This window comes from Bradyrhizobium sp. Kon10 (assembly GCF_055807395.1).
This window is the reverse complement of the sequence record NZ_JBVVOZ010000016.1, coordinates 71881-98194: the sequence shown is the minus strand read 5'-3', so window position 1 is coordinate 98194 and position 26314 is coordinate 71881. Positions and strand designations below refer to the sequence as shown.

Sequence of the window (26314 nt, the reverse complement as noted above, 5' to 3'; positions counted from 1 at the left end):
TCCGCCCCTTGCTTGCTTCATGGCCGCCAGATTCAGATTGCACGCACTAGCCATTCCCTCTAATTATCTTGTACAGTCGACCAAATAAAATGGTCGCGCGCCGAATGGCGCTGTCGAGGATGGAAGCGCAGCATGTCGCAGGCGGATGGATTCGGGCTGGCAGGTGTCATCGGCATGCCGGTCGGGCATTCGCGCTCGCCGGTCATTCACAATTATTGGCTGAAGGCGCATGGCATTCGCGGCAGCTATGTGCCGCTCGCAGTGAAACCTGAGCGGCTCGAGGATGCGCTCGACGCGCTGATTGCGCTCGGCTTTCGCGGCTGCAACGTCACCATGCCGCACAAGCAGACGGTGATGACACTGCTCGACCGCGTCAACGAGACCGCAAAACGCATCGGCGCCGTCAACACCATCGTCGTCGAAGCGGACGGCACGCTTTCCGGCTTCAACAATGATGGCAACGGCTTTGTGCAGAGCCTGCGCGACGCCAGGGCCGACTGGCGCGGCGATGCGGGGCCGATCCTGCTGTTGGGAGCCGGCGGCGCGTCGCGTGCCGTGGTCGTGGCGCTGCTAGAGAACGGCGCGCGCGAGATCCGTATCGCCAACCGTACGCCTGAGAAGGCGCAGGCGCTCGCCAAGGACTTCGGCGCGGCCGTCAGCACGGTGGCTTGGAACAATCGCGGCGCCGCACTCGCGGACGTCGCGCTGCTCGTCAACTGCACCGATCGCGGCATGGTCGGCAAGGACGCGCTGGAGATCGACCTGTCGCGCTTGCGGCCTGCGACACTCGTGGCTGATCTCATCTACACCCCACTCGAGACGCCGTTCCTGGCCGAGGCCCGTGCGCGCGGTTGCGTGACGGTGAACGGGCTCGGCCTGCTGCTCAACCAGGCGCGGCTCGCCTTCAAGGCCTGGTTCGGCGTTATGCCGGACGTGACGCCCGAGCTGATCACGACGATCGAGGCAACGTTCTGACGCTTGCATCGGGGAGTTGTCCGCCATGACCTTGCCGGCGTGCCCCAAGATCGACTGTCACATCCATGTCATCGATCCCGTCCGCTTTCCGTATGGTGCCGATACGCCCTACCGACCGACCGGCCAGGAGATCGCGCCCGCCGCGCAGCTCATTCGCGTGTTCGACGCGTTCGATGTCCGCCACGCGCTCGTGGTGGCCACCAACACCGGCTATGGCAGCGACAGCCGCATCCTGCTCGACACCTTGAGGCAGGGTGGCGGCCGTTTCAGGGGCGTCGCCGTCGTCGAGAACGACGTCGAGCTTGAAGAGCTCGAGCGGCTGAAAGTCGCCGGCGTGATCGGCGTCGCCTTCAACGTGCCGTTCCATGGCGCCGAATATTATCTCAAGGCAGCGCCGCTGCTGGAGAAGCTGACGCGCCTCGGACTGTTCCTGCAAATCCAGGTCGAGATCGATCAGCTCATCCCGCTGTTGCCGCTCATCGAAAAATCACCGGTGCGTCTGGTGTTCGACCATTGCGGACGCCCCTCGATTGCGCAGGGATTGCAAGGCAAGGCCTTCCAGACGCTGCTCGCCATCGGCCGTGAGCGCGACGCGCACGTCAAGCTCTCCGGCCATTACAAATTCTCGCAGCAGCCGCATCCTTACGAGGACGCCCGGCCGTTCATCGCCGCGCTCGTCGAAGCCTTCACGCTCGACCGATGCGTCTGGGGATCGGACTACCCGTTCCTGCGCGCGCCCGAACGGCTCGATTACGGGCCGCTGCTCGCGGTCCTGACGGAGCTGTTTCCGGATCCCGGCGACCAGCATCGGCTGCTGTGGCGAACGCCGGCAAGGCTGCTCGGCTTCGACGGCGGTACGGACCGGACAAGATAACGAACGAAGCAAAATGGGAGGGACGTCATGAGGCATCTTGCAGGGCCGTTCGGCATCGCCATCGCGGCATCACTGTGGGCGGGCGCGGCCGGCGCGCAGACCACCGTCTACATCCCCGATGTCATCGAGCTGTCCGGGCCCGGCGCCGTCTCAGGCACCAACTGGCGCGACGGCGTCGCGCTCGCGGTCGACGAGATCAACAATGCCGGCGGCATTCTGGGCCGAAAGATCCAGACTGAGCATCTCGACACCCAGAGCAATCCCGGCATCTCGCGCGCGCAGGTGCAGAAGGTTTTGGACAGGGATCCCTATGTCGTACTCGGGCCGATCTATTCCGGCTCGGTCAAGGTCAACATGGCGCTGACGCAAGCGGCCGAAATTCCGCAGATCGTCGGCGCCGAGGCCGCCGACATCACCACGCAAGGCAACCCGTGGGTGTTCCGCACCGCCTTTGGCCAGCAATTCTCGATGCCGAAGATCGCGAACTACCTGCACGACCGGCTCAAGGTGAAGTCGGTCGCGGTGGTCTGGGTCAACAATGATTTCGGCAAGGGCGGCCGCGATAATTTCGTGAAGGAGATGAAGGCGCGCAACATTGAGGTCGCGGCCGATATCTCCACCGAGCAGGGCCAGGTCGATTTCGGCTCCGACGTGATCAAGCTGAAGAGCGCCAAGGCCGACGCGATCTTTGTCTACACCAACGAGGAGGAGAGCGCTCGCTTCCTGATCGAGGCGAAGCGGCAAAATCTCGCGACGCCGCTGTTCGGCGAGACCACGCTGCTCAGCCAAAAGGTGGTCGAGCTCGCCGGCCCCGCCGCCAACGGCGTGCGCGGCCATGTCGGCCTCAGCGCCGACGCGCCCGTGCCCGCGATCGAGGAGTTCACGAAGAAATTCAGCGAGCGCTACAAGTACCGGCCCGACCACAACGGCATCAAAGGCTACACCGCCGTTTATCTCGTCAAATACGTCACCGAGAAGATCGGCAAGTTCGACAGCAAGGCCTTTGGCGCAATGATGAAGGGCCTGACCCTGACGCCGGACAAGACACCCGGTATTCTGATGGAGGCCAGCTGGGACCAGAACGGCGATATCGACCGCGCGAGCTTTCTCGCCAAGATCGTCGACGGCAAGCAGAAGATCGTCGAGACCCTTCCGAAGCTGAAGAGCGGCAAGGGGGAGTGAGGCGCGCGGCATCTGTGAAGAAGGATGCTTTTTGTGGTAAGCCCCAATCCATGAAAACCACGCTGCTGAAACCTGAAGACTACACCCGCTCGCCCTGGAAAAACGGCGGCGGCATTTTCACCGATATTGCGGATGCCCATCGCGCCGATGCAAGGCTGAAGGATTGGGACAGCCTTCTCTGGCGCTTCGCCGCGACGCCGATCGTGGCGCCCGGGCCGTTCTCGCATATGCCCGGCATCGACCGCTTGCAGATGGTCGTCGGCGGGCGCGGGCTGGTGCTCAAGGCGCGCGGCCAGGAATTCGACGAACGCGAGTCGTTCACCACCGTGCGCTTCAGCGGCGAGCTTGAGATCATGACCGAGCTCGAAGCCGGTCCGGTCGAGGTCGTGAACCTGATGGCGCGGCGTGGCGCAGCGGAGATCGAGCTTCTGGCGCTGAGCGAGCCCGGCGACCGGAGATTGTCCCCCGGCACGCATCTCCTTTACGCCGCCTGCGGCGATTGCAGCATTCGCCTCGACGCGAAGAAATTCGCACTTGCCGACGGCAGCACGCTGAAGGTCGAGCTGACCGAGGCCTCGAAACTCTCGCTCGTTTCAGGGCTGGCGGTGTTGGGCTCGATTCAGCTGGTCGGTTAGCGCTAGTCTTGTCCATCGGCCCGGTGCGCACAATCCGGGCAACTGGCCAGGTTGACGCCGTCGCGCCGGAACCCGATATGTCCGGGGTTGCAGATCGCCGCCGAGGACAGCACATGAACGCGCCACCAAACAATGACTCTGTCCGTGCCGGGAGCGACGCCGTCATCGACTGGCTGACCAACGGCACGCGCGATCAGCGCTTCATCGACAACATCTTTGCCGAGATGTGCATCCGGCTCCAACAGGCCGGCATTCCCCTCAAGCGCTCGACGCTTCACGTCCTGATCCAGCACCCGCAATGGCTCGGTGCCCGTATCATGTGGTCCGACGGCATGCGCGAGGCGGAGATCGCGCGGGTCGATTTCGACGTGCGGGAGCGATCCGAATATATCGGCAGCTCCGCCAACGAAATCCACGAGGGAGCCGTCGAGGTGCGTGAGCGCCTCGAACAGGATCCGTCGCTCGGCCGCAAGCACGCACTCTATGACGAGATGCGGGCGAAGGGCCTGACCGACTACGTGGCCTGGCCGCTCTATCATACGCTCGGCAAGCGGCACATCGTCACCTTCGCGACCGACCGGCCCGGCGGTTTCGACGACGCGCATATTGCGGGGCTTAAGAAGCTGCTGCCGGTGCTGGCGCTGGTCAGCGAGATCCGCGTCAAGAACCGTCTGGCGCGAACGCTGCTCGAGACCTATGTCGGCTCCCATGCCGGCGAGCTGATCCTGGCCGGCGCCACCAGGCGCGGCACCGGCACCACGGTCCGCGCCGCGATCATGATCTGCGACCTGCGCGAGTTCACCAGGATCTCGGACAATTGGCCGCGCGATGACGTCATCGATCTCCTCAACGATTATTTCGACGCGATGTCGGAGCCGATTGCGCGCCACGGCGGCGAGATCCTGAAATTCATCGGCGACGGCCTGCTCGCTATCTTCCCGCTCGACGAGCCCAACGCGTGCGCGAACCTGCTGCATGCCGTGACCGAAGCCCGTCAGGCCATGGCCGCCCTGAACCAGCGCAACAGCGCGAGCAGCCGCGCGCCGCTGAACTACGGCATCGGCGTCCATGTCGGCGACGTCATGTACGGCAATATCGGGTCGAGCACCCGGCTCGACTTCACCGTCATCGGTCCCGCCGTCAACATGGCCTCGCGGCTCGAGGCCCTCACCAAGCAGCTCGGAAAGACGGTGCTGCTGTCGCGCGCCTTTGCGGAGCAGGTAGCGCCGCAGTTCGAGCTCGAGCGGGTGGGGGAGCACGCCGTGCGCGGCTTCAGCGAGCCGATCGAGTTGTTTGCGTTTCACGGCTGAAGCCGTGATGGCGGGGTAAGCGCGAACCGCGGCTTGTCTCCGTGGCAAACCTATTTGCGGTTCGCTCCCGAGGTGCCGGAGCCCGGACCACCCATCTGGCCGCCCTGGCTTTGCCGTGTATCGTTATCCTCGGGCCGGGGCGTGCTCGATTTGGCGGGCGCGTTCGATCCGCCGCTGTTGTTGTCCGAAGAGGTATTGAGGTTGGAAGCTCCCGCTCCCGTCGTGCCGCCGGTGCCGGGGGAATCGATGCTCGAGCCGGTCCTGGACGCACCCGCACCTTGCGCGAAGGCGGGAGATTGAGCCAGGAGAGCCGCAGCGAGCCCGGCCGTCATCATAAGCGCTTTCATCTTGATATCCTTTGCCTGATTGCGGTTCGGTCGGGTGCAGCCGACGAAGCGGACCGCAGAGAAAAAGATTCCGGCGCGTGAGCGTTCCTGAGCCGGCGTGAAGAATCGTGGCAGCCGAAAGCAGGCAGGACGAGTATGCGTCGCGCGACCGAGGAACCTTCGTCGATGCGGCCGGTTGCGAGCAGAGTTCCGGAGGACGCCACATGAGCGAAAAACCGACACCCGAGCAACTCGAACAGCTGAAGCGGCTGAGCAGGGAGGCGCGCGTGCCCGACGAGTCCGAAATCGTCACGTCGAAGCAGGAGGCGGAGCAGCGCATCCGCGACCTGAAGGCCAAGAGGTGGATGGAATAGCGAAGGCCAACCCCGGCTCGATGTCCTTTGCGCTGTCGCCGCCGTAACGGGGCGTGCTGTTGCCAACGCAGGATTGTGTGACTACGGTTTACGCCAAGTTCGCCCGAACGTTCCTGCGACTGGCCGCTCGTTCATGCCCAAATTCCTGCGCATCGGAATCCATCAATCGAACGTTTCCGGATACACCTCGAAGGCGTGGTGCATCAGGCGGGTCGGCTCGGTGGTGTTCCTGAAATGGGGCGCCGTCGAGGTCCATGGCGCCGGAGCCGGGCGCAAGGTGTGCTGGACCCGTCTGCCGCAGGAGAAGACGGTCCGTTGCCGCACGGTGCCGCGGGCCCAGGACTATGCCAAGGCCGCGATCGCGCGGCGGCGCAATCATCGCTATGAACCGCTGGCCGGACCGATCGCAAGCCGGCGCCGCTCCGCCGAGCGCAGCGCTGAGCTCAAGCAGGCCCTGGCCACCATCCTGATCGTCGATATCGTCCGCTCCACCGAACAAGCCGCAAAGCTCGGCGATGCGCGCTGGACCAAGATCATGGGCCACTATTACGCGGCGGTCCGTAAAGAACTGAAGAGCTCGCGCGGCAAGGAAGTCGTGACCACGGGCGACGGCGTGCTGGCGACGTTCAAGGCGCCCGCCGCCGGCATCAGCTGCGCGACCGCGATTCAGAAAGCCGTGCGCACGCTGGGCCTCGAGATCAGGGTGGGCTTGCATGCCGGCGAGTATACGGTGAGTGGTGGCGAAATGGTCGGTCTCGCCTTCCACATCGGCACCCGTGTCGCCGCGAAAGCGCGCGCCGGCGAAGTCCTGGTCTCGAGCGCGGTCAAGGACCTGGTGATGTCGCAGTCGGCGATCCGTCTGAGGGATCACGGCATGCACCGCCTCAAGGGCGTGCCGGAGCGCTGGCGCCTGTACCGGGTCGAGCATTGATGCGGACAACCGGGCGGCGCCGGGCAAGCCCTGCAGGATCATCTATGCCGGCTTCGGCACCACCAGCACCGGAATGCTTCCGTCGACCAGGACCTCGGATGTCTGGCTGCCCAGAAACAGCTTCCTGAGGCCGCGACGCCCGTGAGAGGCCATCACGATCAAGTCGCAGCCCAGGGACTTTGCGGTTTCAATGATCGCAGTCGCCGGATGCGCATTCGGAACATGCAAAAGTTCGGCAGGCTTGCCGACCTGCTCCGACATGCCGCGCGCTTCCTCGAGCACCTGGCCCGCGCGGGCCTTGCAGGCCGCGTCATAGCTGTCGACTTCTTCCTGCGTCGGAATCCATCCCGAGGTGTGTCCGCCGCCATAGTCGACCGGCAGCGCTTCGGTCACCGTGATGATCGTCAGCCTGGCGTTCAAGGCCTTTGCCAGGGCAATGCCATGCTCGACGCCTTTTCGCGCAACGTCCGATCCGTCCGTGCTCAAGAGAATGTTGGCGTACATTCGCAGGCTCCCTTGTTCGTTGAACAAAGTGATGCCTAGCCAATATGAGCCGATACAAGCGGAGGGTCCACGCGCTTTTGCCGGCCTCTCATGACAGTGATGGCGCACTTGCTAGCTATCGCGCGAGCGGCCCGCACTGGGGTCGGGGCCATCGCACATGGCTGTTGGCCGGCCTAACCGGCATCGGCGCCCGCTGAAACTGCGACCGCGCACTCCGCCCTCATCCTGAGGAGCCCGCCAAGGCGGGCGTCTCGAAGGATCGGCCGCAGGGAGCACGGTGTTGAATGCGATCGCCCTGCACCGCGCGACAATTGATCCGTTTTGTTTGCGCATGATGATTTCGGAAAGCCGCTACGCGGCTCGCCGAAACATGCTCTAGCCTCCCCAGTTCTTGTAGGGGGAATCCACCAGAGGATCCGGTTGGTCGTTGAAGTAGACACGTGGACGAGGCTCGGCGTAGGCACCATAGGGCCCGGCGTAGGCATCATAGGGAGCGGGGCTCATGACCACGCCGGGATGATCCTGACGCGTCACGGCGTGTCTGCGGTGTTGGTGGTCGACCGTCGCGGCATTGGCCGAGGCACTGAGGGCAATGAGAAAGCCCAAGCTCAAAAGGGAACGCATCGCATTATCTCCAGGGAAGCCGGCACGTCTGTTCACTTAAGGCGCGGCCACGCTCGTCACAATCGGCACGTGTTTTCACGATCCGTCACATCGGCGGCATCAATGGCAGCCGCTCACGCGCGTCTGTCTCGCGCCACGGGACAATTGATGTCCGCGTTACAGATAACCTTCTGTAGTTTATAGAGCAAAAAACTTGAATAAAAGTCGACGTCAGCTTGACGGAGTTGGCGGGGGCAAGCGAGGCTATCAACGCAACATCACCGCACCCCCGTGCCTTTGCAGCGCTGGCACTTCACCACCTTGTCGCCCTTCTTGAGCAAGCCTTTGCCCTCACAATTCTTGCATTTCTGCTTCTTCTTGATGTTCGGGCCTTTTTCACTGGTCATGGAGGTCTCCTGCGGAGAGAGGGCGGGCACTGGTGTATCCCCACCCATCAGAACGAGTTCGTGGATTCACGTCAACGAGCTTCGTTCGCAATGACGCGGGGCATCAGGCATCACTATAGATCGGAAACGCAATACGACGACTCTGCAGCGGCGGAAGGCAAGCCCATTGAGATCGGAGCTAATTTCCGGCATCATTTCAAAACACAACCGTTGGGGGCAGGCGTGTCTACGATTGAATCACAGGATCTGAAGTTGGGAGACGTGTTCAAGGAGTTTTACGCCGTTCCGGATTATCAACGGGAGTACGTCTGGACGGAAGATCAAGTCGACCAACTACTCCGGGACATCCGAACTGAGCAGTCGGATCAGACAAATTCCGAGTATTTTATTGGCTCGATTGTCGTGTGTCCCGGCCAAAACGGCCGCCTCGATTTGATCGATGGTCAGCAACGGCTCACTACGCTCTTCATTGCGCTCTGCGCGATGCGTGACCGGTACGAAAGTCTAGGCGAAAAAACACAGCATATCCGACGTCTTATCGCCGAAGACACGGTTGACGAAGAAGGTGTGGAACGTTTCGAGGCTCGGCTCGATCCACAGTATGAAGATGCTGGGGACGTATTTAACGGTCTTGTTACGGGCGCCGTGCCCAACAAGCGGGCGCCCACTCGGTCAATGAGAAACGTTGCAGAAGCATACTTCACCGCACTTGAATTCTTCACATCTGAGTTTAGCGGCGACGTGGCGGGTCTACGCTCGTTTTATGGATACCTGATCAACAAGGTCAAGATCATTCGCATCACGACGAATAGCCTTGCTCGCGCGTTGAAGATATTTGAGACGATCAATGATCGAGGCGTCAGCCTTGACGCGATGGATCTCCTAAAAAACCTCCTGTTTATAAAAACAAAGGCCGACGATTTTGACAAGCTCAAGAACAAATGGAAGCTCCTCGCCGACAAATTATACAAGGCAGGAGAGAAGCCGCTACGTTTCTTGCGCTATTTTATTTTTGCGACCTATCCTAACGTCGGGAAATTGCAAGAGGATGAACTTTATCAGTGGTTGGTCGACCACGAGAGTCTGGTCGGGTACGGCGCGAGCCCACTGAAATTTGTAGACGCGTTGAGCGATGCCGCGGACGCGTACCTGCATTTCCTCGGTGGGAAAGGGCCGGATGGCAATCTCCACCAGAACGTCGAGTCGCTATCCCTTTTAGCTGGAAAATCTGTTCGTCAGCATCTCATAATCCTCCTCGCTGCTCGCGCTCTACCGCCTGAAGTCTTTGCGGCGGCTTGCCAAGACGCTGAGGATCTCGTCTTTGTATACATGGTTACTCGGCAAATAAACCGCGAGTTCGAAGTCTATTTCCAGACCTGGGCCCCCGAAATCGCAGCCGTCACTTCGCTTGAAGAGTACAAGCAATTTTCAGCGAGAACCTTTGCAAAGCGACGGGGAGAGCTTGCCGCGCGTTTCATTAGGGAGTTTCCCACTCTCGATGGCCGGTCAATAAAACAGTTTCAGCTGCGGTATGTCCTGGCGAAGCTCACGCAGTACGTTGATCTGGCCGCGTACGGCAAGCACTCTGCCGGCCATCGATGGCTCTCACGTTACTGCGATGGCGGCGCCAATCACATTGAACACATTCTGCCCCAAACGCTGACTCCAGAGGTAGAAGCAGAATTCGGCGTCGGGGCCTCTGATCTCGGAACGGTGTGGTCGATCGGCAATCTTGGTTTGGCGGAGAGTGCGATCAATCAATCTCTTGGGAATATGCCGTTCTCGTACAAGAGCAAGATCTATCCCATGTCACAGCTGCTTCTGACGCGAAGCATTTCTGGCCACATTAGCATTGGCAACACAGCAATAGACCGTGCAGTGCAATCTCTAAAGCCATTTTCCGCTTGGAATGCCGAGGCGGTTCGCAATCGCGCCGTAATCCTCGCTGGCTTGGCGGAAGAGGTGTGGCATCTGACCACACCAGCGCTTGTTGTGGCGAGTTCTGCTGAACTGACGGCTGATGCAGGATAATTATTGAGTGTAAAAGGGTCACAAACATGTCGCTGGGCCAATTGCGCCGATTCCGGAGTGCTAGATTCCCGGCGGGGAAAGCAGGTCAGCGTTAAGGGCCACGCTGCCACTGTAGTCCTGGCTTCCCGATATTGGGGCGCCGACCATTTCGAGCTTACGAGACTGCCAAGGCTTATTGCAGGCCACGCTTTTTCGAGCAGAGTACTGCAGGTCCATGGCGTTATATCGATCATGGTTTCGTCGAATTTGCGCAGCGATTGCCTGATTGCTTGGCGTAAAGACGAATAGTTCAACTCGTCGACGGCATAGGCAGTTGCAAACACCCTTGTGCCGTTGAACGCCTGGTTTTGAGATTGCATAATCAGGGTATTCTGCTTGTGAAAGCCGAAACCTAGATAAATGACAACGGCACTCTGATCGAGCCGCGTGGATATTCTAGACTTAATGTCTTCGTGTAGAGTCTCCGTGAAAGTTCGAAGGGAGCCCGCCATCTGGACTAGGTTTTCTTGATATTGTCCATAGTCGACAGCGCCTTTTTCTTGCCAAGGGAGCGGCCCTAATGAACCGTAGGGCCGGATCATCGTTTAGGTTATTCACCGTCTCGGCTGCGTCCTCGTGAGGCAGTCCAAGTGCTCTGACTGCCCCATATAGGTAATGCTCGATCACACGGTCGTAGTTGAAGTTTATGATCGCCACGGTTCTGAACGTGTCAGGTATCTTTGTGCGCGGAAGACCGTTAACCGCCAGAGAGAACAGCCGTGGCAACCAGCCGCCAATCTTCGCAATCCGATTTGGACCTTCTTGCGCCTTATCAAACAGAGAACTTCGTCGCTCACCACCCAAGATCTGGCTTGCGATCGCGAGCTTTCCGACGAGAATCACGGATTCGTTGCCAGAAAATGCGTGAAGCGCTTCATCAATTGAATCGTTCGGAAACGCATGTTGCGCAAGTACCAAGCCGGCATCCACGAGCCTTGCGGGGTTGGACATCGACTCCTTGTTGAGCGCTTGCAGGAGAAGGTCATCATCGGTCGTGACTCGGATGTCGACGTTGAAGTTAACCGCTGACAGGATCTTGCTCTTCAGATCGGCACCAAGTGGAAGCCCGTATTCACAGCTCGCACCCGCACCAACAACAAAGGTTGTGGGCTGTGTAATCATTCCGCCGGTTCATCCTCTCTACGAACCAAAATCTTGTTCGGCGAATGCCGCCTCGGATCCCGTCACGGGCCTTCGTCGCCTACGCGCTCTCGAGAAGCAAGCGTCGCATGGTGGGCCCGGCAGGACTCGAACCTGCAACCAGACCGTTATGAGCGGCCGGCTCTAACCATTGAGCTACAGGCCCCGCCGCGAGACGGCCGCGAGACTGCGCGGCTGGCAACGGTGCGCGGTTCGTTTACAGAAACGGAGGCGGGGGTGCAATGCTGGCCACAGCGGATGAAATGCTGGCGCAGCGATGGCCAGAGATTTTCGAATACCCGAAATCGGCGATGATGCCCTTTTAGTCCTGTTTTGCCCGACGAGTCAAATCGCCCCCGCCAAGGGTTCGGTCAACTGTCCCGTAACCCCTTGTAATCGCTAGCCTCGTCTACTGTGCATGGGGTTGTTTTCGCACATTTTGATTGGAAGGGGGGCTTCCGCTCCCCTCCGATGTCACCTCGGCGCGCCTCAAGCTGCGGCAGCGAGCAGGCCTAGTCCACCGACACCCCCGCGAACTCCACCACCTTGCGCCACTTCTCCGTCTCGTCGCTGACCAGCTTGCCGAACTCGGCCGGCGTCATCGGCTTGGGAATGCCGCCGGTCTCGGTGAGGCGCGCCACCAGCTTCGGGTCCTTTAGCGCCTCGTTGACGGCGTTGTTCAGGATCTCGACCACCTCGCTCGGCGTGCCCTTCGGCGCGGAGATGCCGTAGAAGCCGACCGATTCGAATCCCGGCACGGTCTCGGCGATCGCGGGCACGTCGGGCACGCTTGGCCAGCGCTGCGGCGAGGTCACCCCCAGTGCGCGGACGCTGCCGCCGCGCGATTGCTCGAGCGCGGAGGGAAGGTTGTCGAAGATCAGCTGCACCTTGTCGGAGATGATGTCGGGGAAGGCGAGGGCCGAGCCGCGATAGGGCACGTGGATCATGTCGCACTTCGTCATCGCCTTGAACAGCTCGGCCGACATGTGCACCGAGGTGCCGTTGCCGGACGAGGCAAAGGAGATCTTGCCGGGATTGGCCTTGCAATAGTCGACGAACTCCTGAACCGTCTTCGCGGGAAACGCGTTGGAGACGACCAGCATGTTGGTGAGCTGCATGATGCTCGCGACCGGCACGGTGTCGCGCAGGAAGTCGAACGGCAGCTTCTTGTACAGCGAGGTCGAGATCGCGTTGTTGGGCGCGACGAACAGCAGCGTATAGCCGTCCGGCGGCGAGGCGATCGCAGCAGCTGCCGCGATGTTGCCGCCGGAGCCGGTGCGGTTCTCGACGATGAATTGCTGGCCGAGACGGTCCGACAGCCACTGCGCCATGATCCGCGCCACGATGTCGACCGGGCCGCCGGCGGCGAAGCCGATCATCCAGTGCACGGGGCGGTTGGGATAGTCGGCGGCGGAGGCGGGCGGGGTCATGCTGAACAGGCTCGAGATGATCGCGAGCCCGAAAACAGCGCGCCGCAAAATTCGAAACATGTCGCCCCCATTGCTTTATTGTCTTATGCGCACATGCTTTCACAAAATAGGCTCGCTGCCTACATCATCTCAAGTCGATGTTGACGCAGGCCCGCCGGAAACGACCATGAGATTTGCTTCGAACATGCTTCTCGCCGCGGCGGTGCTCGCAAATCCCCTTGCGGGCACGGCCACCGCGCAAACCGGAGACAAGGCCATTCCGACCACGACGATCAGCTTGGGCACCGCGACGCCCGGCGGCGGCTTCCCGCTCTACGGCAACGCCTTTGCGGCGGTGATGAACGCGGCCGATCCGTCCTTGACGATTGCCCCGCGCAACACGAAGGGCAGCAACGAAAACATTCCGCTGCTGGAGAAAAGCGAGATCGATCTCGCGTTGGTCGCCGGCGAGCCCGCCTACGAGGCGTTCGCCGGCATCGGCCGCGCGCCAGTACGGCTGAAGATTCTCACCGCGATCTATTCCAATCCCGGTCTATTCGTGGTGCGGCCGGACAGTCCTTACAAGAGCATTCGCGATCTCGTCGGCCAGCCCGTGGCTTTCGGCGCAAAAGGCTCGGGCCTGCCGATCCTGGCCCGCTATGTGCTGGACGGGCTCGGCCTCAAGCAGGACGAGGATTTCAAGGCGATCTATCTCGATCGCGCCGGCGATGGCCCTGCGATGGTCGAGGATGGACGTGTCGCCGCACTGTGGGGCGCCGGCATCGGCTGGCCCGGCTTTGTGGCGGTGGCATCGAGCGCGCCGGGCGCGCGTTTCATCGCGCCCGATGCCGAGGAGATCGCGCGCATCCGCACCAGGCATGCGTTCCTGAAGCCGCTCACCGTGCCAGCCGGCAGCTATCCAAACCAGTCCGAGCCGATCGCCTCGCTCGGCTCGTGGAGTTTCGTGCTGACACGCGAGGACCTGCCCGACGATGTCGCTTATCGGCTGGCGAAAACGTTGCACGGCATCGAGCCGATTTTCTGCAAGACGCTGGCGCAGGCCTGCGAGACCACGGCCGCAAACACCGTCGCCGCCGCGCCGATGCCCGAGCTGATTCATCCCGGCGTGATGAAATACTTTCGCGAGATCGGCGTGGTGAAGTGACGATCGCTTAAAGCGATCGTCATTCCGGGGCGCGTCGAAGACGCGAACTCCGGTGCGCACTTGCGCACACCTGAGAATCTCGAGATTCCGGGCCTGGTCCTTCGGACCATCCCGGAATGACCGCTATGCGGTCACTTCTTCACCATCGCGCATGCCGGGTCCGGCGGCCCAAAGGCCTTGTCGCCGGAAATGGTCGCGAGGATCTTGTAATAGTCCCACGGATATTTGCTCTCCTCCGGCGTCTTCACCTGCACCAGCCAGAGATCGTGCACCATCAGATTGTCGTCGCGTAAGCGGCCGTTGCGGGCGAAGAAATCCTCGATCGGCTTTTCCCGCATCTTCGCCGCGACCTTGAGCGGATCGTCGGTTCCGGTCTCCTTGATGGCGTTGAGATAGTGCATCACGCTGGAATAGACGCCGGCCTGCCACATCGACGGCATCTTGTTCATCTTGGCGAAATACCGCTTCGACCATTCCCGGGTCTTGTCGTCCATGTCCCAATAGAACGAGGTCGTCAGCAACAGCCCTTGCGCTGCCTGCAGGCCGAGGCCGTGGATGTCGGTGATCAGCGCCAGCAACGCCGCCATCTGCTGGCCGCCCTTGAACACGCCGAACTCCGAGCCGGTCTTGATCTCGTTCATGTTGTTGGGGGGACCTGCGGCAATGCCGATGATCTTGGCCTTGGACGCCTGCGCCTGCAGCACGAAGGAGGAGAGGTCGGGCGTTGCGAGCGGCGGCCGCACCGAGCCCAGCACCTTGCCGCCACTGGCGGTGATGACGCTCGAAGCATCGCGTTCGAGGGAGTGCCCGAACGCGTAATCGTCGGTGATGAAGAACCAGCTGTCGCCGCCGCGCTTGACCACGGCGTCCGCGGTGCCGACCGCGAGCGCGCGGGTGTCGAACACCCACTGGATCGCGTAGGGCGAGCAGAATTTTCCGTGGAAATCGGCGGTGCCGGTCGAGTGGGTGATGAACAGCCGCTTCTTCTCGTTCGCGATGTTCTGCACCGCGAGCCCGACCGCCGAGACCGGCACGTCGACGATCAGATCGACCTGGTCGACGTCGTACCAGCGCCGCGCAATGGCGCCGCCGATGTCGGCCTTGAGCTGGTGATCGCCGATCACGATGCTGATCGGCTTGCCGAGCACGGTGCCGCCGAAATCGTCGATCGCCATCTGCGCCGCCGTCACCGAACCCTGGCCGGTCGGCGCGGAGGCCGGGCCGTTCATGTCCGTCAGCACACCGATCTTGACCACATCGTCCGAAACCTGTGCCGAGGCCACGCCCGACATCAGCGTCGCTGCCAACGCGGCAGCGACCGGCAGTCCAAATCTGGCTGGATTCACGCTCGTCCTCCCTCATCGGCGCGTTGGCCGCTGTTGCTCCCGGGTATGGCCCGGCTGAATTGGTTTCTTTTGCAACTATTTGGGGGCGGGCGTCAATGTCAGGCCGCGAAACGGATTTGTCCGGCGGGCGAGGGGTCGTAGCCGGTCAGCTCCTCGGCCCGCTGCTGCAGCCGCCGTTCGCCCAGGAACCGGATCAGGACCTGCATGGCCGGGCGGAAATAGCTGCGCTGCCGCATCGCCAGATCGAAATTCTCCCAGATCAGCGGCACGAAATCGAGGCCGGCCGAGCGCGCCGCCGCGCGCGTCGCCACGCCGCAATCGGCCTGCCCGGCGCGGACCAGTTCGGCGAGATCCGATCCGGTCAGGCACGGCGTCTCGACCCGGCGCAGATCCCGCATCGTGGCGCCCGCGCGCTTCAACAGCACGTCGAGAAGCATCTGTGCGCCCGTGCCTTGTTGTCGCATCGCCATTCTGGCACCGAGCGCTAGCACGTCGGAGAGCCCGCGTAGCTGCTTTGGATTGCCGGGCGGCAGCACGAGGCCCTGCTCGCGCCGCACGAAGGCGACCAGCAGCACATCGTGCAGATCCGGAGCGTCCCGCAGCGCCGTCATATTGGCGTCCGAGGCGAGATTGTCCGAGGCATCGAGGCTGTGGAAGTGGACCGCCACCGCCACCACCTCGTCGCGCCGCAGGCGCTCGAGCCCGCGCGCGCTGCCCTCGCTCATCGATCCAAGGCCTGAGCCGGATTCGCGCAGGCTCCAGTCCAGCAGTTCGTCCTGGCTGCCGCCCACGACCGGCGGCGGCTCCGCGGTCAGCATGCCCGCAGGACGTGCCATTCCGGACAGCACCCAGAGGTCGAGCGCATGCCGGGGAAAGAGCCATTTTCCGGTCACCTTGGTGCAGGGGATCGCGCCGGTGGTGACGAGTTCGTAGAGCTTGCGTTCGCCAAGGCGGAGATAGTCAGCGGCTTCGCTGGTCGTCAGGAATTCCATCCTGCATTCCTATGCAAATTCTTGCTTCTTTTTTAGACGTTCGACGCAGGTGGAATTCTGCACTTCAGTTCGGTCCGCAGCGACCATGCCCGAACATCTTGTTGCTTTGCAACACATCCCACGCGCGATTCTCGTCGTGGTGAACGATCCCGAATGCGCGCATTGCCGAGATTTCCCGAGTGCGCAAGTGGGCAATCGCGTCACGAGCGCGGCGCAATCCGCACTCATGATCATGAAGACGACCCACCTCACGGGGACCCATTCATGGCCGTTCGCGAACTGTCCGTCGCACTTGCGCTTCTCTGCGGCTTCGCCGCCGGCATTGCCGCGTCATCCGCTGAGGACCGCTCGATCGTCCTCTCATCGACGACATCGACGCAGGATTCAGGCCTGCTCGACTATCTGCTGCCGATTTTCCAAAACAAGACCGGCATTGAGGTCACGGTGATCGCACGACGTACCGACGAGGTGCTCGACGGAGCACGACGGGGCGAAGCCGACGTCGTGTTGATGCACACGCGGCCGCAGGAGGAGAAATTCGTCGCTGACGGCTTTGGCGCAAAACGCTTCGACGTCATGTACAATGATTTCGTCTTGATCGGGCCGCGCAGCGATCCCGCCGGCGTCAAGGGCAAGGACATCGCAACCGCCTTGAAGGCGATCGAGGCCAAGGGAGCGCCGTTTGTGACCCGCGGCGATCGATCCGGCACGCATGCGGCGGAACTCGCGCTCTGGATCGTCGCCGGCATCGACATCGCGAGCGTCAAGGGCGCCTGGTATCGCGAGCTCGGGCAGGGCATGCGCGCGGCGCTCGAGGCCGCGCGCACGGCGAATGCTTATGTGCTGTCCGACCGCGGCAGCTGGATCTCCTTCAAAGACCGCGGCGATCTCGACATCGTCGTCGAAGGCGACAAGCGGCTGCTCAACCAGTATGGCGTGATGCTGGTGAATGCGGAGAAGCATCCGAACGTAAAGCAGGAGCTAGGCCAGATCTTTGTCGACTGGTTGATCTCGCCGGAGGGCCAGGCGGCGATCGCCGGCTACAAGGTCGATGGACAGCAGGTGTTCTTTCCGAACGCGGACAAGTCGGGCGGCTGATGTTCGCGGCGCGAGCTGTTGCCAAACCGGGCGATGCGTGGTCCATCATGACGCATGATCCAGCGCCTGCCGCCCTCGCTCACGCCGCTCGACACTGCGCTCGCCGCGCTGCTGCGCGGCGTTGATCCGGTCGCGCCGGTCGCATTGCCGCTGAGCGAAGCGATCGGCTGCGTCGCGACAGGTGCGCCGTTGCTCGCGGCTTATCCGCCTTGCGACATCGCCGCCGCGGACGGCTGGGCGTTGCGCGCCAATGATCTCGTCGGCGCGTCCTCCTATTCGCCGCTGCCTCTGACCACGCTTCCAGTGTGGGTTGATGCCGGTGATGCGATGCCGGATGGATGCGACTGCGTGCTCGATACCCACGCGGTCGAGCTGTCCGGCCCGCTCGCTCAGGTTCTGGCGGAGGGCGTGCCGGGGCAAGGCGTCAGACGCGCTGGCATCGACGTCCCCGATCGAACACCTGTCGCCGTGGAGGGATCTCCCGTCGGTGCAGCGGCCCTGCTGCTCGCACGTATCGCCGGCGCGGAAAGGCTGAGCGTGCGGCGTCCACGGCTGCGCATCGTCAACCTGCCGGGTGCAACAGCGACGATGCAGATGATTGCCGACGTCGCGCGTGCGGCGGGATTGGATGTGAGCGCGCATGAAGCCGGTGCGCGCGATGTCGCGTCGATCGCGGAGGCGCTCGATGTTTCCGCCTGCGATCTGCTGCTGACGATCGGCGGCAGCGGCGTCGGTCGCCAGGATGCCGTCGTTGCGGCACTCGTTCGGCGCGGCAGCGTGAACGCCCATGGCCTTGCGCTCCTGCCCGGACGGACCGCAGCAGTGGGGCGGCTTGGAAGAGTTCCCGCTGTCGCTTTGCCCGGCTTGCCCGATCACGCACTCGCGGTCTGGGTTGCGCTGGTGCTCCCGCTCGTCGATCGATTGTCGGCGCGGCGGCCGCGTCGCCCGCGAACCCTGCCACTCGCGCGCAAGATCGCGTCGACTGTCGGCATCGCCGAAATTGCGCTGCTGGCCGAGGAACATCACGCGTGGACGCCGCTTGCGGTGGGTGAATGGCCGCTTCAGGCCATCGCCCGGGCGCATGCATGGTTGCTCATTCCCGGCAGCAGCGAGGGATTTGCAGCGGGCGCGGCGGTCGATGCCTATCTGATGCGGGAATGATATGGGTTCCGACATGACGAAGGTATCGCAAACGCAAGATCGCAGCGCGCGCGAGCAGGAGCAGTTCCTCGACATCCTGTCGCGCGAAGATGCGCTGGCACGCTTTGACGCTGCCCTGTTCCCGCGCGCAATTCCGAACGAAAGGCGCAGGCTGGCCGATGTGCTCGGCGCGGCGCTGGCCGAAGATGTCACGGCACCGATCGACGTACCACCGTTCGATCGCTCCAACGTCGATGGCTTTGCCGTGCGCTCGACGGACCTTTCAGCGGCCGGCGAAGGCGCGCCTGTCCGCCTCATTCTGAACGACGAGACCATCCATTGCGGCACGGCGCCCGCGCTGCAAGTGGCGGCGGGGACTGCGACCCCGATCGCCACCGGCGGACAGGTGCCGCGCGGCGCTGACGCCGTTATCATGGTCGAGCACACCCAGCCGGCCGGTCCGGATGCGATCGACGTCCGTCGCGCCGCGTCGCCAGGGCAATTCGTGTCCTACGCCGGGTCCGACATCGCGCGCGGCGAGGCGCTGCTGCGCGCCCGCACGATGATCGGCTCGCGCGAGATCGGCATGCTCGCCGCCTGCGGGATCGCGGAAGTCAATGTCGCGCGCAAGCCGCGTGTCGCCGTCATCTCTACCGGCGACGAACTGGTCCAGCCCGGTGAGGTGCTTGCACCGGCCGCGATCTACGATGCCAACGGTGCAATCGTCGCGGCCGCGATCGACGAGAATGGCGGGGAGGCAATTTTCCTCGGTGCCATTCCCGATGACGAGGCAAAGCTCGAATCCGCCATGCGTCGCGCGCTGGCTGACGCCGACATGCTGGTGCTGTCAGGCGGCACGTCGAAAGGCGCCGGCGACCTGTCCCATCGCATCATCGGTCGGCTCGGCCAGCCCGGCATCATCGCGCATGGCGTGGCGCTCAAGCCCGGCAAGCCGCTGTGCCTTGCGGTCTGCGACGGCAAGCCGGTGGTGATCCTGCCGGGCTTCCCGACCTCGGCGATGTTCACGTTCCACGACATGATCGTGCCGGTGCTGCGCAAGATGGCGGGCCTGCCGCCGCGCTCCGATACCAAGGTCAGCGCGACCGTGCCGGTGCGGATCGCATCCGAGCTCGGTCGCACCGAATTCGTGATGGTCTCGTTGGTCGAGGGCAGGGATGGTTTGATCGCCTATCCGTCCGGCAAGGGGTCCGGCGCGATCACGTCCTTTACGCAGGCCGACGGCTTCCTGCGTATTGATGCGCTCGCCGACCAGATGCCGGCCGGCTCCGCGGCCGAGGTGACGCTGTTCACGCCGCATGCGCGCGTGCCGGATCTCGTCATCGTGGGCAGCCACTGCACCGGCCTCGATCTCGTCACCGCGCCGCTCGCGCAGGCCGGCCTGACCGTGCGCTCGATCGCCGTCGGCAGTCTCGGCGGACTTGCAGCAGCGCGGCGCGGCGAATGCGATCTCGCGCCGATCCATCTGTTCGACGACAATACTGAGACCTACAACGCGCCCTATCTGGTCGAGGGGCTGGAGCTCGTACCGGGCTGGCGGCGGATGCAGGGCATCGTGTTTCGCAAAGGCGACAAACGTTTCGAGGGACTCGGGGCGAAGCAGGCCGTTGCCGCCGCGCTGACCGATGCCGCCTGCATCATGGTCAATCGCAACCAGGGCGCCGGCACACGCATCCTGATCGATCGGCTGCTCGGCGGCGCGCGGCCGGAAGGCTATTGGAACCAGCCGCGCTCGCACAATGCGGTTGCCGCGGCCGTCGCGCAGAACCGCGCCGACTGGGGCATGACCATTGCGCCGGTCGCCCACGCGGTCGGCCTCGGTTTCATTCCGCTCGCGGAAGAGCATTATGACTTCGCGCTGGTGACAGCGCGCAAGCAGCGCCCTGCGGTGCAGGCGTTTCTTAATGCGCTCGGTTCGGACGCCGCCCGCGTTGCGCTGGAACGAGCCGGATTCCGGCCGGCCTAGACGAACGAGCGTTCAGGCCGGGCGGCTCTCATCCACTGCCGCCAGCCGTTCCGCTTCGGCGATGTCCTCGACCGTGTTGGCGTTGAAGAACGGGTCGAGCGGCTCGGTCGGCCACCTCACCGTCGCGAGCGGATAGCGGGCGGTCCAGCGGTCGATCTTGCGGAGGTCCTCGACCACCAGCGCGTGACGCAGTTGGTCGCGCAGGTCCACGCGCCACAACCCGATCACGGGATGCGACTGATCGCCGGATGCAGCGACCGCGAGCTGCGCGTTCTCTCGCTGCCGCGCCTCATGCAGGCGCGCAACGAGATCGCGCGGCAGGAACGGACAGTCGCCGGCGGCGCTGAGCACCCATTCGATCTCCGGCCGGTTCGTCCCGGCCCAGTCGAGCGCGGCGAGGATGCCGGCGAGCGGACCCGGGAAGCCGGGCACGTCGTCCGCAACGATCGTCAGCCCGAATGCAGCGAAGCGCGCGGGATCGCCATTGGCATTGAGGATCAATCCGTCGCATTGCGGCTGCAGCCGCGCGATCACGCGCTCCAGAATGGTGCGGCCGCCGATGGAGCGCATCGGCTTGTCGCCGCCGCCCATGCGTCGTGCGAGACCGCCGGCGAGCAGCACGCCGACAGTCGACGGAAAGCTCGTCGGCGGAGTTTCAGTCGTCACCACTTTCGCCCTTGCGCTTGTGCTTCGCCGCCTCTTCCTCGACATAAGCGAGGCTCTGGTCGTAGACGATCCGCTCTTCGCCCGCGAGGGCGATGAAGCGCTTTCCCCGCGCGCGCCCGACCAATGTCAGTCCGACTTGGCGGGCGAGATCGACGCCCCAGGCGGTGAAGCCGGAGCGCGAGACCAGGATCGGAATTCCCATGCGCACGGTCTTGATCACCATCTCCGAGGTGAGGCGCCCCGTCGTGTAGAGGATCTTGTCGCCAGCATCGACGCCGTGGCGGTACATCCAGCCCGCGATCTTGTCGACGGCGTTGTGGCGGCCGACGTCCTCGGTGTAACACAGCGGTTCGCCCTGCTTGCAGAGCACGCAGCCGTGGATCGCGCCTGCCTCCAGATAGAGCGAGGGCATGGTGTTGATGGTCTGGGTCATCTGGTAGAGCCAGGATGTGCGCAGCTCGGCTTTCGGCAGCGCAACGCTTTCCACCGCTTCGAGCAGGTCGCCGAAGGCGGTGCCCTGCGCGCAGCCCGAGGTCTGCGTGCGCTTCTTCAGCTTGGTCTCGAAATTGGTGTGGTGCTCGGTGCGCACGACGACGACCTGGAGGTCGTCGTCGTATTCGACCTCGGTGACGGCGTCATCGTATTTCAGCATGTTCTGGTTAAGCAAATAGCCCAGCGCCAGATATTCGGGATAGTCGCCGATCGTCATCATGGTGACGATCTCCTGGGCGTTCAGGTAGAGCGTCAGCGGCCGCTCCATCGGCACCTTGATCTCGACCCTGGCGCCTGTCTGGTCGGTCCCCGTGACGCTCTGGGTCAGGCGCGGGTCGTCCGGGTTCGGGAGGATGAGCGGTACCGGGGCTTTGTCGATCTTCATCATGGCTGCGACGTTAGCATGACATTCGGGTCAGGCCGATATAAGCATGCAGGCGGAAGACGAAAATGCCTCTCGTCATCGTTGCGAGCGCAGCAAGGCAATCGAGAGTCTTTCCTCGGTGGCAGTCTGGATTGCGTCGCTTCGCTCGCAATGACGGAGAAGAGACAGGTTCCATCAAGGACCTGGGTCGTTCGCGGAGACAGACTGGAATGAAAGTCATCGGCCTTGCAGGCTGGAGCGGTGCGGGCAAGACCACGCTGTTGACGCGGTTGATTCCGCATTTCAACGCGCAGGGCCTGCGCGTCTCCGTCATCAAGCATGCGCATCACCAGTTCGACGTGGATGTGCCCGGCAAGGATTCCTGGCGCCATCGCGAGGCCGGTGCGGCCGAGGTGCTGATTGCTTCGTCAAACCGCTGGGCGTTGATGCATGAATTGCGCGGGGCGGCCGAGCGGCGGCTGCCGGAACTCTTGAGCAAGCTATCCGCAGTCGATCTCGTCGTCGTTGAAGGTTTCAAGCGCGAGCCGCATCGCAAGATCGAGGTGCATCGTGCCGCCAATGGCAAGCCGCTACTGTTTCCCGACGATCCCGGCATTGTCGGAATCGTGACGGACGTCGCAGTTGAAACCAGGCTGCCGACCGTGCATCTCGACGACATCCCGGCCGCAGCCGCATTGCTGTTGCGTGCGGCGATGCCGGTCGAGGAAGCGGTCCGGAAAAGCGCTGCGACGCGCTGACGAGGTACCATGGCGCAACTGTCGAACGATTGCTTTGCCTTCGGCGGACCGATGATGTCGGTCGACGAGGCGGTCGGCCTGATCGCGGCGCGTGTCAATGCGATTGCCGATCTCGAGACGGTGGCGCTGGTCGATGCCGACGGACGCGTGCTGGCGCGCAACATCGCGGCGCCCCTGCCGCTGCCGCCCTTCACCAACTCCGCCGTCGATGGTTATGCCGTGCGCAACGCGGACCTTCCGCAAGAAACGGAGCAAGCGCTGCCGCTTGATGGCCGCATCCAGGCCGGCGGCCCCGCGCATGCCACGATCAAGCCCGGCCACACCGCGCGCATTTTCACCGGCGCTCCGATGCCGCCAGGCGCCGAGACCGTCTTCATGCAGGAGGATGTCCGCATCGATGACACCGGCAAAATCGTATTGCCGGCGGGGCTGAAACCTGGTGCCAATGTCCGCCCTGCGGGCGAGGACATCTCGAAAGGGCAGATCGCCCTGCGCGCCGGCCAGCGGCTGCGCCCGCAACACGTTGCGCTTGCTGCTGCCTTCGGCCTGGCCCGGCTCGACGTGATCAGGCGCATCCGTGTCGCGGTGTTCTCGACAGGCGACGAGCTGGCTTCGCCCGGAGAGCCGCGCGCGACGTCGCAACTGTTCGATTCCAATCGTTTCATGCTGATGGCGATGCTGCGCCGGCTCGGCTGCGAGGTCAGCGATCTCGGCATTTTGCGCGACGAACCCAGCTCGCTTGCCAGCGGCCTGAAACAAGTCGCAGGCGCACATGATCTGATTCTCACCACGGGCGGCGTCTCGACCGGCGAGGAAGATCACGTCAAGGCGGCTGTGGAAAGTGTCGGTTCGCTGGTGCTGTGGCGGATGGCGATCAAGCCCGGCCGACCCGTGGCGATGGGCATCATCGAGGGCACCCCGCTGATCGGATTGCCCGGCAATCCCGTGGCGAGCTTTGTCACCTTCGTCCATGTGGTGCGGCCGACTGTGCTGGCACTCGCCGGCAGCCTGCCGGAGCCGCTCTTGCCGGTTCCCGTGCGCGCGGCCTTCACCTACAAGAAGAAGATCGGCCGGCGCGAATATGTTCGCGCGTCGTTGCGGCGCGCGGAGGACGGCGCGCTGGAGGCGGTCAAGTTCCCGCGCGAGGGCGCCGGGCTGCTGTCATCCCTGGTGGAGACCGACGGCCTCATCGAACTCGGCGAGGACATCACGCGTGTCGAGCCGGGCGCGAGCGTAGGTTTCCTGTCCTACGCCGGTTTGATCTGAGGCGGCGCGTTGACGCCATCCACCTGTCCCGCCATGTTGCGGCCATGACCAGAACGACGCTTGATCTCACCGGACTGAAATGCCCGCTGCCCGCCTTGAAAACACGCAAGGCGCTGAAACCGTTGCAGCCGGGTGATCAGCTCGAAGTGCACTGCACCGATCCGCTTTCGGTGATCGACATTCCGAACCTCATTCGCGAGACCGGCGACAAGGTTGAGATCACCCAGCGCACTGACGCGCGCATCGTGTTCTTGATAGAGAAAACGAATGGCTCGATAGGCAATTTCAATGCTGCGCTGCATTCTTGAGCCGTTACCGCGCTGATACCGACCTTTTGTCTATCGACATCGCGCATGGCTTCTGCCCAAATTGTCGCTCTCCGTGCGGGCACGGAGGTTGAGTCTTGTCTGCGATATGCGGATCACCGGGCCACTCAGAAGCCTGACGTCATATCGGGCATAGAGCCCCGCTTGAGGGGTTAACTTTTCAGACGCGCGTGACGATCCTGGCGCGTGTCGGGTGATTGTGCGGAGCAGTAGGGACAATAGCTGCACCGCGCCGGGCTGAGGACAGGATGGCAGCGGCAGGCTCGCTCAGAAGGGCGGCCTCAGGGGAGGAATGCATGACGACAATTGAAAGCGCTGGAAGGATTTCGGGCGCTGGTGCAGGCTTGCTTGATCGCGAGCACACGGTCGCCAAGGCCGGCTTCAATCGCTGGCTGGTGCCGCCGGCAGCGCTGTGCATCCATCTTTGCATCGGCATGGCCTACGGCTTCTCGGTGTTCTGGCTGCCGCTCTCGCGCGCGATTGGGTTGACTGCGCCGAAGGCCTGCCCGGACATGTCGCTGTGGCAGGAGCTCTTCACCACCACGTGTGACTGGAAGGTCGCCAGCCTCGGGTGGATGTTCACCCTGTTCTTCGTCCTCCTGGGCGTCTCGGCTGCGATTTGGGGCGGCTGGCTCGAGCGTGCGGGTCCGCGCAAAGCAGGGTTCGTGGCAGCGTTATGCTGGGGCGGCGGGCTTCTGATCGGGGCCTTCGGTGTCTACGTCCATCAACTCTGGATCATGTGGCTCGGTGCCGGCGTCATCGGCGGCGTGGGCCTCGGCCTTGGCTACATCTCGCCGGTGTCGACCTTGGTGAAGTGGTTTCCCGATCGCCGCGGCATGGCGACCGGCATGGCGATCATGGGCTTTGGCGGTGGTGCAATGATCGGCGCGCCATTCGCCAATCTCCTGATCAATTACTTCAAGACGCCCACTGACGTCGGAGTCTGGCAGACCTTCATCGTGATGGGCCTAGTCTACTTCGTCTTCATGACAATCGGCGCATTTGCCTATCGGGTCACTCCGAGCGGCTGGCAGCCCGAGGGCTGGACGCCGCCGAGCGAAAAGAAGTCCATGATCTCCGAGCACCACGTCCATCTCAACAATGCGCACAAGACGCCGCAATTCTGGCTGATCTGGTGGGTGCTGTGCCTGAACGTTTCGGCGGGAATCGGGGTCATCGGCATGGCCTCGCCGATGTTGCAGGAAATCTTCGCAGGCAAGCTGATCGGCCATCCGGAATTGACCTTCGGCCAGCTTTCGGCTGAGCAGAAGACCGCCATTGCAGCGATCGCTGCGGGCTTCGCCGGGCTGTTGTCGTTGTTCAATATCGGCGGCCGCTTCGCCTGGGCGACGCTGTCGGACTATATCGGCCGCAAGAACACCTACTATACGTTCTTCGTTCTCGGCATCGTCCTTTACGCGCTGGCGCCGACCTTTGCGGCGATGGGCTCGAAGCTCCTTTTCGTGCTTGGCTTCGGCATCATCCTGTCGATGTATGGCGGCGGCTTCGCGACCGTGCCGGCTTATCTCGCGGACATGTTCGGAACGCAGTTTGTCGGCGCCATCCATGGCCGGTTGCTGACGGCCTGGTCGACGGCGGGCATCATCGGCCCGGTCGTGGTCAACTACATCCGGGAGTTCCAGCTCGCGGCGGGTGTGCCGCGTGATCAGCTCTACAACACGACCATGTACATTCTTTGTGCAATGCTGATTGCGGGTATCATCTGCAACTATCTGATCAAGCCCGTCGATGCAAAGTGGTACATGAGCGAGGCGGAGCTCGCCAAATCGCAGGCGACAAACGCAGGCCCAAGCACGGTCCAGACGGGGTCGTTCGGGATCGGCACTGGCGGCCTCGACGCCAAGGCTGCGATGTTCTGGCTCTTCGTCGGCGTTCCGCTGGCCTGGGGCGTCTACAAGACACTCGAGAGCGCGGTTAAGATCCTCTGATCGCAAACCCAGCACGCGGGATGCGGCA

General features: G+C 63.1%; 26 protein-coding genes and 1 tRNA gene. 16 read left to right on the top strand and 11 right to left on the bottom strand.

Translation table 11 applies throughout. The features are described from left to right. The first annotated feature begins 132 nt into the window (after nt 1-132). The 5 genes from AC0L2O_RS22355 to AC0L2O_RS22335 all read left to right on the top strand — a co-directional run bounded on the left by AC0L2O_RS22355 (nt 133) and on the right by AC0L2O_RS22335 (nt 4976). Nucleotides 133-975, top strand: a complete 843-nt coding sequence (locus AC0L2O_RS22355) for a shikimate dehydrogenase (protein WP_473371215.1) — start codon at nt 133-135, stop codon at nt 973-975. 25 nt (nt 976-1000) lie between these two features. Beyond that, on the top strand, nt 1001-1849 hold the full coding sequence (locus AC0L2O_RS22350) for an amidohydrolase family protein (protein WP_473371214.1): 849 nt from the start codon (nt 1001-1003) through the stop codon (nt 1847-1849). A 27-nt stretch (nt 1850-1876) separates the two neighbouring features. Beyond that, on the top strand, nt 1877-3031 hold the full coding sequence (locus AC0L2O_RS22345; RefSeq protein ID WP_473371213.1) for an ABC transporter substrate-binding protein: 1155 nt from the start codon (nt 1877-1879) through the stop codon (nt 3029-3031). Between the two features lie 50 nt (nt 3032-3081). Further along, nucleotides 3082-3666, top strand: coding sequence for a HutD/Ves family protein (locus AC0L2O_RS22340; RefSeq protein ID WP_473371212.1), 585 nt, complete (start codon nt 3082-3084; stop codon nt 3664-3666). Between the two features lie 113 nt (nt 3667-3779). Further along, entirely contained in the window at nt 3780-4976 is a 1197-nt protein-coding gene (locus tag AC0L2O_RS22335; protein WP_473371211.1) for an adenylate/guanylate cyclase domain-containing protein, read from the top strand. A gap of 50 nt (nt 4977-5026) precedes the next feature. Here the strand turns inward: AC0L2O_RS22335 and AC0L2O_RS22330 are convergent, their stop codons facing one another. Continuing rightward, complete coding sequence (locus AC0L2O_RS22330) at nt 5027-5323, bottom strand: hypothetical protein (RefSeq protein ID WP_409190137.1); 297 nt, start codon at nt 5321-5323, stop codon at nt 5027-5029. Nucleotides 5324-5526: 203 nt separating this feature from the next. Here AC0L2O_RS22330 and AC0L2O_RS22325 point away from each other — a divergent pair, with 203 nt between their 5' ends. Continuing rightward, nucleotides 5527-5676 carry a hypothetical protein gene (locus tag AC0L2O_RS22325; RefSeq protein ID WP_473371210.1) on the top strand — a complete coding sequence of 50 codons (150 nt, stop codon included), beginning with the start codon at nt 5527-5529 and terminating at the stop codon, nt 5674-5676. 133 nt (nt 5677-5809) lie between these two features. Beyond that, nucleotides 5810-6607 (top strand): adenylate/guanylate cyclase domain-containing protein, encoded by a 798-nt coding sequence (locus AC0L2O_RS22320; RefSeq protein ID WP_473371209.1) that lies wholly within the window; start codon nt 5810-5812, stop codon nt 6605-6607. A 42-nt stretch (nt 6608-6649) separates the two neighbouring features. On the opposite strand, the gene AC0L2O_RS22315 is transcribed toward AC0L2O_RS22320, so the two are convergent. The 3 genes from AC0L2O_RS22315 to AC0L2O_RS22305 all read right to left on the bottom strand — a co-directional run bounded on the left by AC0L2O_RS22315 (nt 6650) and on the right by AC0L2O_RS22305 (nt 8121). Next, nucleotides 6650-7111 (bottom strand): universal stress protein, encoded by a 462-nt coding sequence (locus AC0L2O_RS22315; protein ID WP_473371208.1) that lies wholly within the window; start codon nt 7109-7111, stop codon nt 6650-6652. Nucleotides 7112-7486: 375 nt separating this feature from the next. Beyond that, nucleotides 7487-7735 carry a hypothetical protein gene (locus tag AC0L2O_RS22310; RefSeq protein ID WP_369726093.1) on the bottom strand — a complete coding sequence of 83 codons (249 nt, stop codon included), beginning with the start codon at nt 7733-7735 and terminating at the stop codon, nt 7487-7489. A gap of 257 nt (nt 7736-7992) precedes the next feature. Beyond that, complete coding sequence (locus AC0L2O_RS22305) at nt 7993-8121, bottom strand: hypothetical protein (protein ID WP_007600646.1); 129 nt, start codon at nt 8119-8121, stop codon at nt 7993-7995. A gap of 90 nt (nt 8122-8211) precedes the next feature. On the opposite strand from AC0L2O_RS22305, the gene AC0L2O_RS22300 reads away from it, so the two are divergent. After that, entirely contained in the window at nt 8212-10152 is a 1941-nt protein-coding gene (locus AC0L2O_RS22300) for a DUF262 domain-containing protein (protein WP_473371207.1), read from the top strand. 441 nt (nt 10153-10593) lie between these two features. Here AC0L2O_RS22300 and AC0L2O_RS22295 read toward each other — a convergent pair whose 3' ends face one another. From AC0L2O_RS22295 to AC0L2O_RS22285, 3 genes are all read right to left on the bottom strand, one after another. Beyond that, a complete protein-coding gene (locus AC0L2O_RS22295; protein ID WP_473371206.1) occupies nt 10594-11313 on the bottom strand; it encodes a hypothetical protein in 720 nt (239 codons plus the stop codon). Between the two features lie 108 nt (nt 11314-11421). Continuing rightward, nucleotides 11422-11497 (bottom strand) — tRNA-Ile (locus AC0L2O_RS22290). 346 nt (nt 11498-11843) lie between these two features. After that, the gene (locus AC0L2O_RS22285; protein WP_473371205.1) at nt 11844-12821 is read right to left on the bottom strand and encodes a Bug family tripartite tricarboxylate transporter substrate binding protein; all 978 of its coding nucleotides are present in this window, start codon (nt 12819-12821) and stop codon (nt 11844-11846) included. 106 nt (nt 12822-12927) lie between these two features. Between AC0L2O_RS22285 and AC0L2O_RS22280 the strand changes: the two genes are divergently transcribed. After that, a complete protein-coding gene (locus AC0L2O_RS22280; RefSeq protein ID WP_473371204.1) occupies nt 12928-13905 on the top strand; it encodes a TAXI family TRAP transporter solute-binding subunit in 978 nt (325 codons plus the stop codon). Nucleotides 13906-14036: 131 nt separating this feature from the next. Here the strand turns inward: AC0L2O_RS22280 and AC0L2O_RS22275 are convergent, their stop codons facing one another. Continuing rightward, nucleotides 14037-15251 (bottom strand): ABC transporter substrate-binding protein, encoded by a 1215-nt coding sequence (locus AC0L2O_RS22275; RefSeq protein ID WP_369726087.1) that lies wholly within the window; start codon nt 15249-15251, stop codon nt 14037-14039. Between the two features lie 98 nt (nt 15252-15349). Continuing rightward, nucleotides 15350-16243, bottom strand: a complete 894-nt coding sequence (locus tag AC0L2O_RS22270; protein WP_473371203.1) for a substrate-binding domain-containing protein — start codon at nt 16241-16243, stop codon at nt 15350-15352. 264 nt (nt 16244-16507) lie between these two features. Between AC0L2O_RS22270 and AC0L2O_RS22265 the strand changes: the two genes are divergently transcribed. Genes AC0L2O_RS22265 through AC0L2O_RS22255 form a run of 3 tightly spaced genes read left to right on the top strand, consistent with a single transcriptional unit; the run spans nt 16508 to nt 20465 of the window. Next, entirely contained in the window at nt 16508-17341 is an 834-nt protein-coding gene (locus AC0L2O_RS22265) for an ABC transporter substrate-binding protein (RefSeq protein WP_473371202.1), read from the top strand. A gap of 54 nt (nt 17342-17395) precedes the next feature. Beyond that, a complete protein-coding gene (locus AC0L2O_RS22260) occupies nt 17396-18502 on the top strand; it encodes a molybdopterin-binding protein (RefSeq protein WP_473371201.1) in 1107 nt (368 codons plus the stop codon). A gap of 13 nt (nt 18503-18515) precedes the next feature. Beyond that, on the top strand, nt 18516-20465 hold the full coding sequence (locus tag AC0L2O_RS22255) for a molybdopterin biosynthesis protein (RefSeq protein WP_473371200.1): 1950 nt from the start codon (nt 18516-18518) through the stop codon (nt 20463-20465). Between the two features lie 12 nt (nt 20466-20477). Here the strand turns inward: AC0L2O_RS22255 and mobA are convergent, their stop codons facing one another. Beyond that, nucleotides 20478-21131 (bottom strand): molybdenum cofactor guanylyltransferase MobA, encoded by a 654-nt coding sequence (mobA, locus tag AC0L2O_RS22250; RefSeq protein WP_409190127.1) that lies wholly within the window; start codon nt 21129-21131, stop codon nt 20478-20480. Next, nucleotides 21121-22011 (bottom strand): formate dehydrogenase accessory sulfurtransferase FdhD, encoded by an 891-nt coding sequence (gene fdhD / locus AC0L2O_RS22245; RefSeq protein WP_473371199.1) that lies wholly within the window; start codon nt 22009-22011, stop codon nt 21121-21123. The genes mobA and fdhD overlap by 11 nt, the downstream gene beginning before the upstream one ends. Before the next feature lie 206 nt (nt 22012-22217). Here fdhD and mobB point away from each other — a divergent pair, with 206 nt between their 5' ends. The 4 genes from mobB to AC0L2O_RS22225 all read left to right on the top strand — a co-directional run bounded on the left by mobB (nt 22218) and on the right by AC0L2O_RS22225 (nt 26286). Continuing rightward, nucleotides 22218-22745: a molybdopterin-guanine dinucleotide biosynthesis protein B gene (gene mobB / locus AC0L2O_RS22240; protein ID WP_473371198.1), complete on the top strand. Its 528-nt coding sequence runs from the start codon at nt 22218-22220 to the stop codon at nt 22743-22745. A gap of 9 nt (nt 22746-22754) precedes the next feature. Next, nucleotides 22755-24011 (top strand): molybdopterin molybdotransferase MoeA, encoded by a 1257-nt coding sequence (locus tag AC0L2O_RS22235; RefSeq protein ID WP_473371197.1) that lies wholly within the window; start codon nt 22755-22757, stop codon nt 24009-24011. A gap of 44 nt (nt 24012-24055) precedes the next feature. Further along, a complete protein-coding gene (locus tag AC0L2O_RS22230) occupies nt 24056-24319 on the top strand; it encodes a sulfurtransferase TusA family protein (RefSeq protein ID WP_369726079.1) in 264 nt (87 codons plus the stop codon). Nucleotides 24320-24633: 314 nt separating this feature from the next. Continuing rightward, on the top strand, nt 24634-26286 hold the full coding sequence (locus AC0L2O_RS22225) for an OFA family MFS transporter (protein ID WP_369726078.1): 1653 nt from the start codon (nt 24634-24636) through the stop codon (nt 26284-26286). The last annotated feature ends 28 nt before the right edge of the window (nt 26287-26314 follow it).

Bases quoted from the DNA above. Each gene is read 5' to 3' on its own strand.
- AC0L2O_RS22270 (WP_473371203.1), bottom strand. From the start codon at position 16,243: ATGGAATTCCTGACGACCAGCGAAGCCGCTGACTATCTCCGCCTTGGC.
- AC0L2O_RS22350 (WP_473371214.1), top strand. From the start codon at position 1,001: ATGACCTTGCCGGCGTGCCCCAAGATCGACTGTCACATCCATGTCATC.
- AC0L2O_RS22320 (WP_473371209.1), top strand. From the start codon at position 5,810: ATGCCCAAATTCCTGCGCATCGGAATCCATCAATCGAACGTTTCCGGA.
- AC0L2O_RS22255 (WP_473371200.1), top strand. From the start codon at position 18,516: ATGACGAAGGTATCGCAAACGCAAGATCGCAGCGCGCGCGAGCAGGAG.
- fdhD (WP_473371199.1), bottom strand. From the start codon at position 22,011: ATGATGAAGATCGACAAAGCCCCGGTACCGCTCATCCTCCCGAACCCG.
- AC0L2O_RS22280 (WP_473371204.1), top strand. From the start codon at position 12,928: ATGAGATTTGCTTCGAACATGCTTCTCGCCGCGGCGGTGCTCGCAAAT.
- AC0L2O_RS22340 (WP_473371212.1), top strand. From the start codon at position 3,082: ATGAAAACCACGCTGCTGAAACCTGAAGACTACACCCGCTCGCCCTGG.
- AC0L2O_RS22285 (WP_473371205.1), bottom strand. From the start codon at position 12,821: ATGTTTCGAATTTTGCGGCGCGCTGTTTTCGGGCTCGCGATCATCTCG.
- AC0L2O_RS22310 (WP_369726093.1), bottom strand. From the start codon at position 7,735: ATGCGTTCCCTTTTGAGCTTGGGCTTTCTCATTGCCCTCAGTGCCTCG.
- AC0L2O_RS22325 (WP_473371210.1), top strand. From the start codon at position 5,527: ATGAGCGAAAAACCGACACCCGAGCAACTCGAACAGCTGAAGCGGCTG.
- AC0L2O_RS22295 (WP_473371206.1), bottom strand. From the start codon at position 11,313: ATGATTACACAGCCCACAACCTTTGTTGTTGGTGCGGGTGCGAGCTGT.
- AC0L2O_RS22260 (WP_473371201.1), top strand. From the start codon at position 17,396: ATGATCCAGCGCCTGCCGCCCTCGCTCACGCCGCTCGACACTGCGCTC.
- AC0L2O_RS22235 (WP_473371197.1), top strand. From the start codon at position 22,755: ATGGCGCAACTGTCGAACGATTGCTTTGCCTTCGGCGGACCGATGATG.
- AC0L2O_RS22225 (WP_369726078.1), top strand. From the start codon at position 24,634: ATGACGACAATTGAAAGCGCTGGAAGGATTTCGGGCGCTGGTGCAGGC.
- AC0L2O_RS22230 (WP_369726079.1), top strand. From the start codon at position 24,056: ATGACCAGAACGACGCTTGATCTCACCGGACTGAAATGCCCGCTGCCC.
- AC0L2O_RS22305 (WP_007600646.1), bottom strand. From the start codon at position 8,121: ATGACCAGTGAAAAAGGCCCGAACATCAAGAAGAAGCAGAAATGCAAG.
- mobB (WP_473371198.1), top strand. From the start codon at position 22,218: ATGAAAGTCATCGGCCTTGCAGGCTGGAGCGGTGCGGGCAAGACCACG.
- AC0L2O_RS22330 (WP_409190137.1), bottom strand. From the start codon at position 5,323: ATGAAAGCGCTTATGATGACGGCCGGGCTCGCTGCGGCTCTCCTGGCT.
- AC0L2O_RS22345 (WP_473371213.1), top strand. From the start codon at position 1,877: ATGAGGCATCTTGCAGGGCCGTTCGGCATCGCCATCGCGGCATCACTG.
- AC0L2O_RS22265 (WP_473371202.1), top strand. From the start codon at position 16,508: ATGGCCGTTCGCGAACTGTCCGTCGCACTTGCGCTTCTCTGCGGCTTC.
- AC0L2O_RS22300 (WP_473371207.1), top strand. From the start codon at position 8,212: ATGACGCGGGGCATCAGGCATCACTATAGATCGGAAACGCAATACGAC.
- AC0L2O_RS22315 (WP_473371208.1), bottom strand. From the start codon at position 7,111: ATGTACGCCAACATTCTCTTGAGCACGGACGGATCGGACGTTGCGCGA.
- AC0L2O_RS22335 (WP_473371211.1), top strand. From the start codon at position 3,780: ATGAACGCGCCACCAAACAATGACTCTGTCCGTGCCGGGAGCGACGCC.
- AC0L2O_RS22355 (WP_473371215.1), top strand. From the start codon at position 133: ATGTCGCAGGCGGATGGATTCGGGCTGGCAGGTGTCATCGGCATGCCG.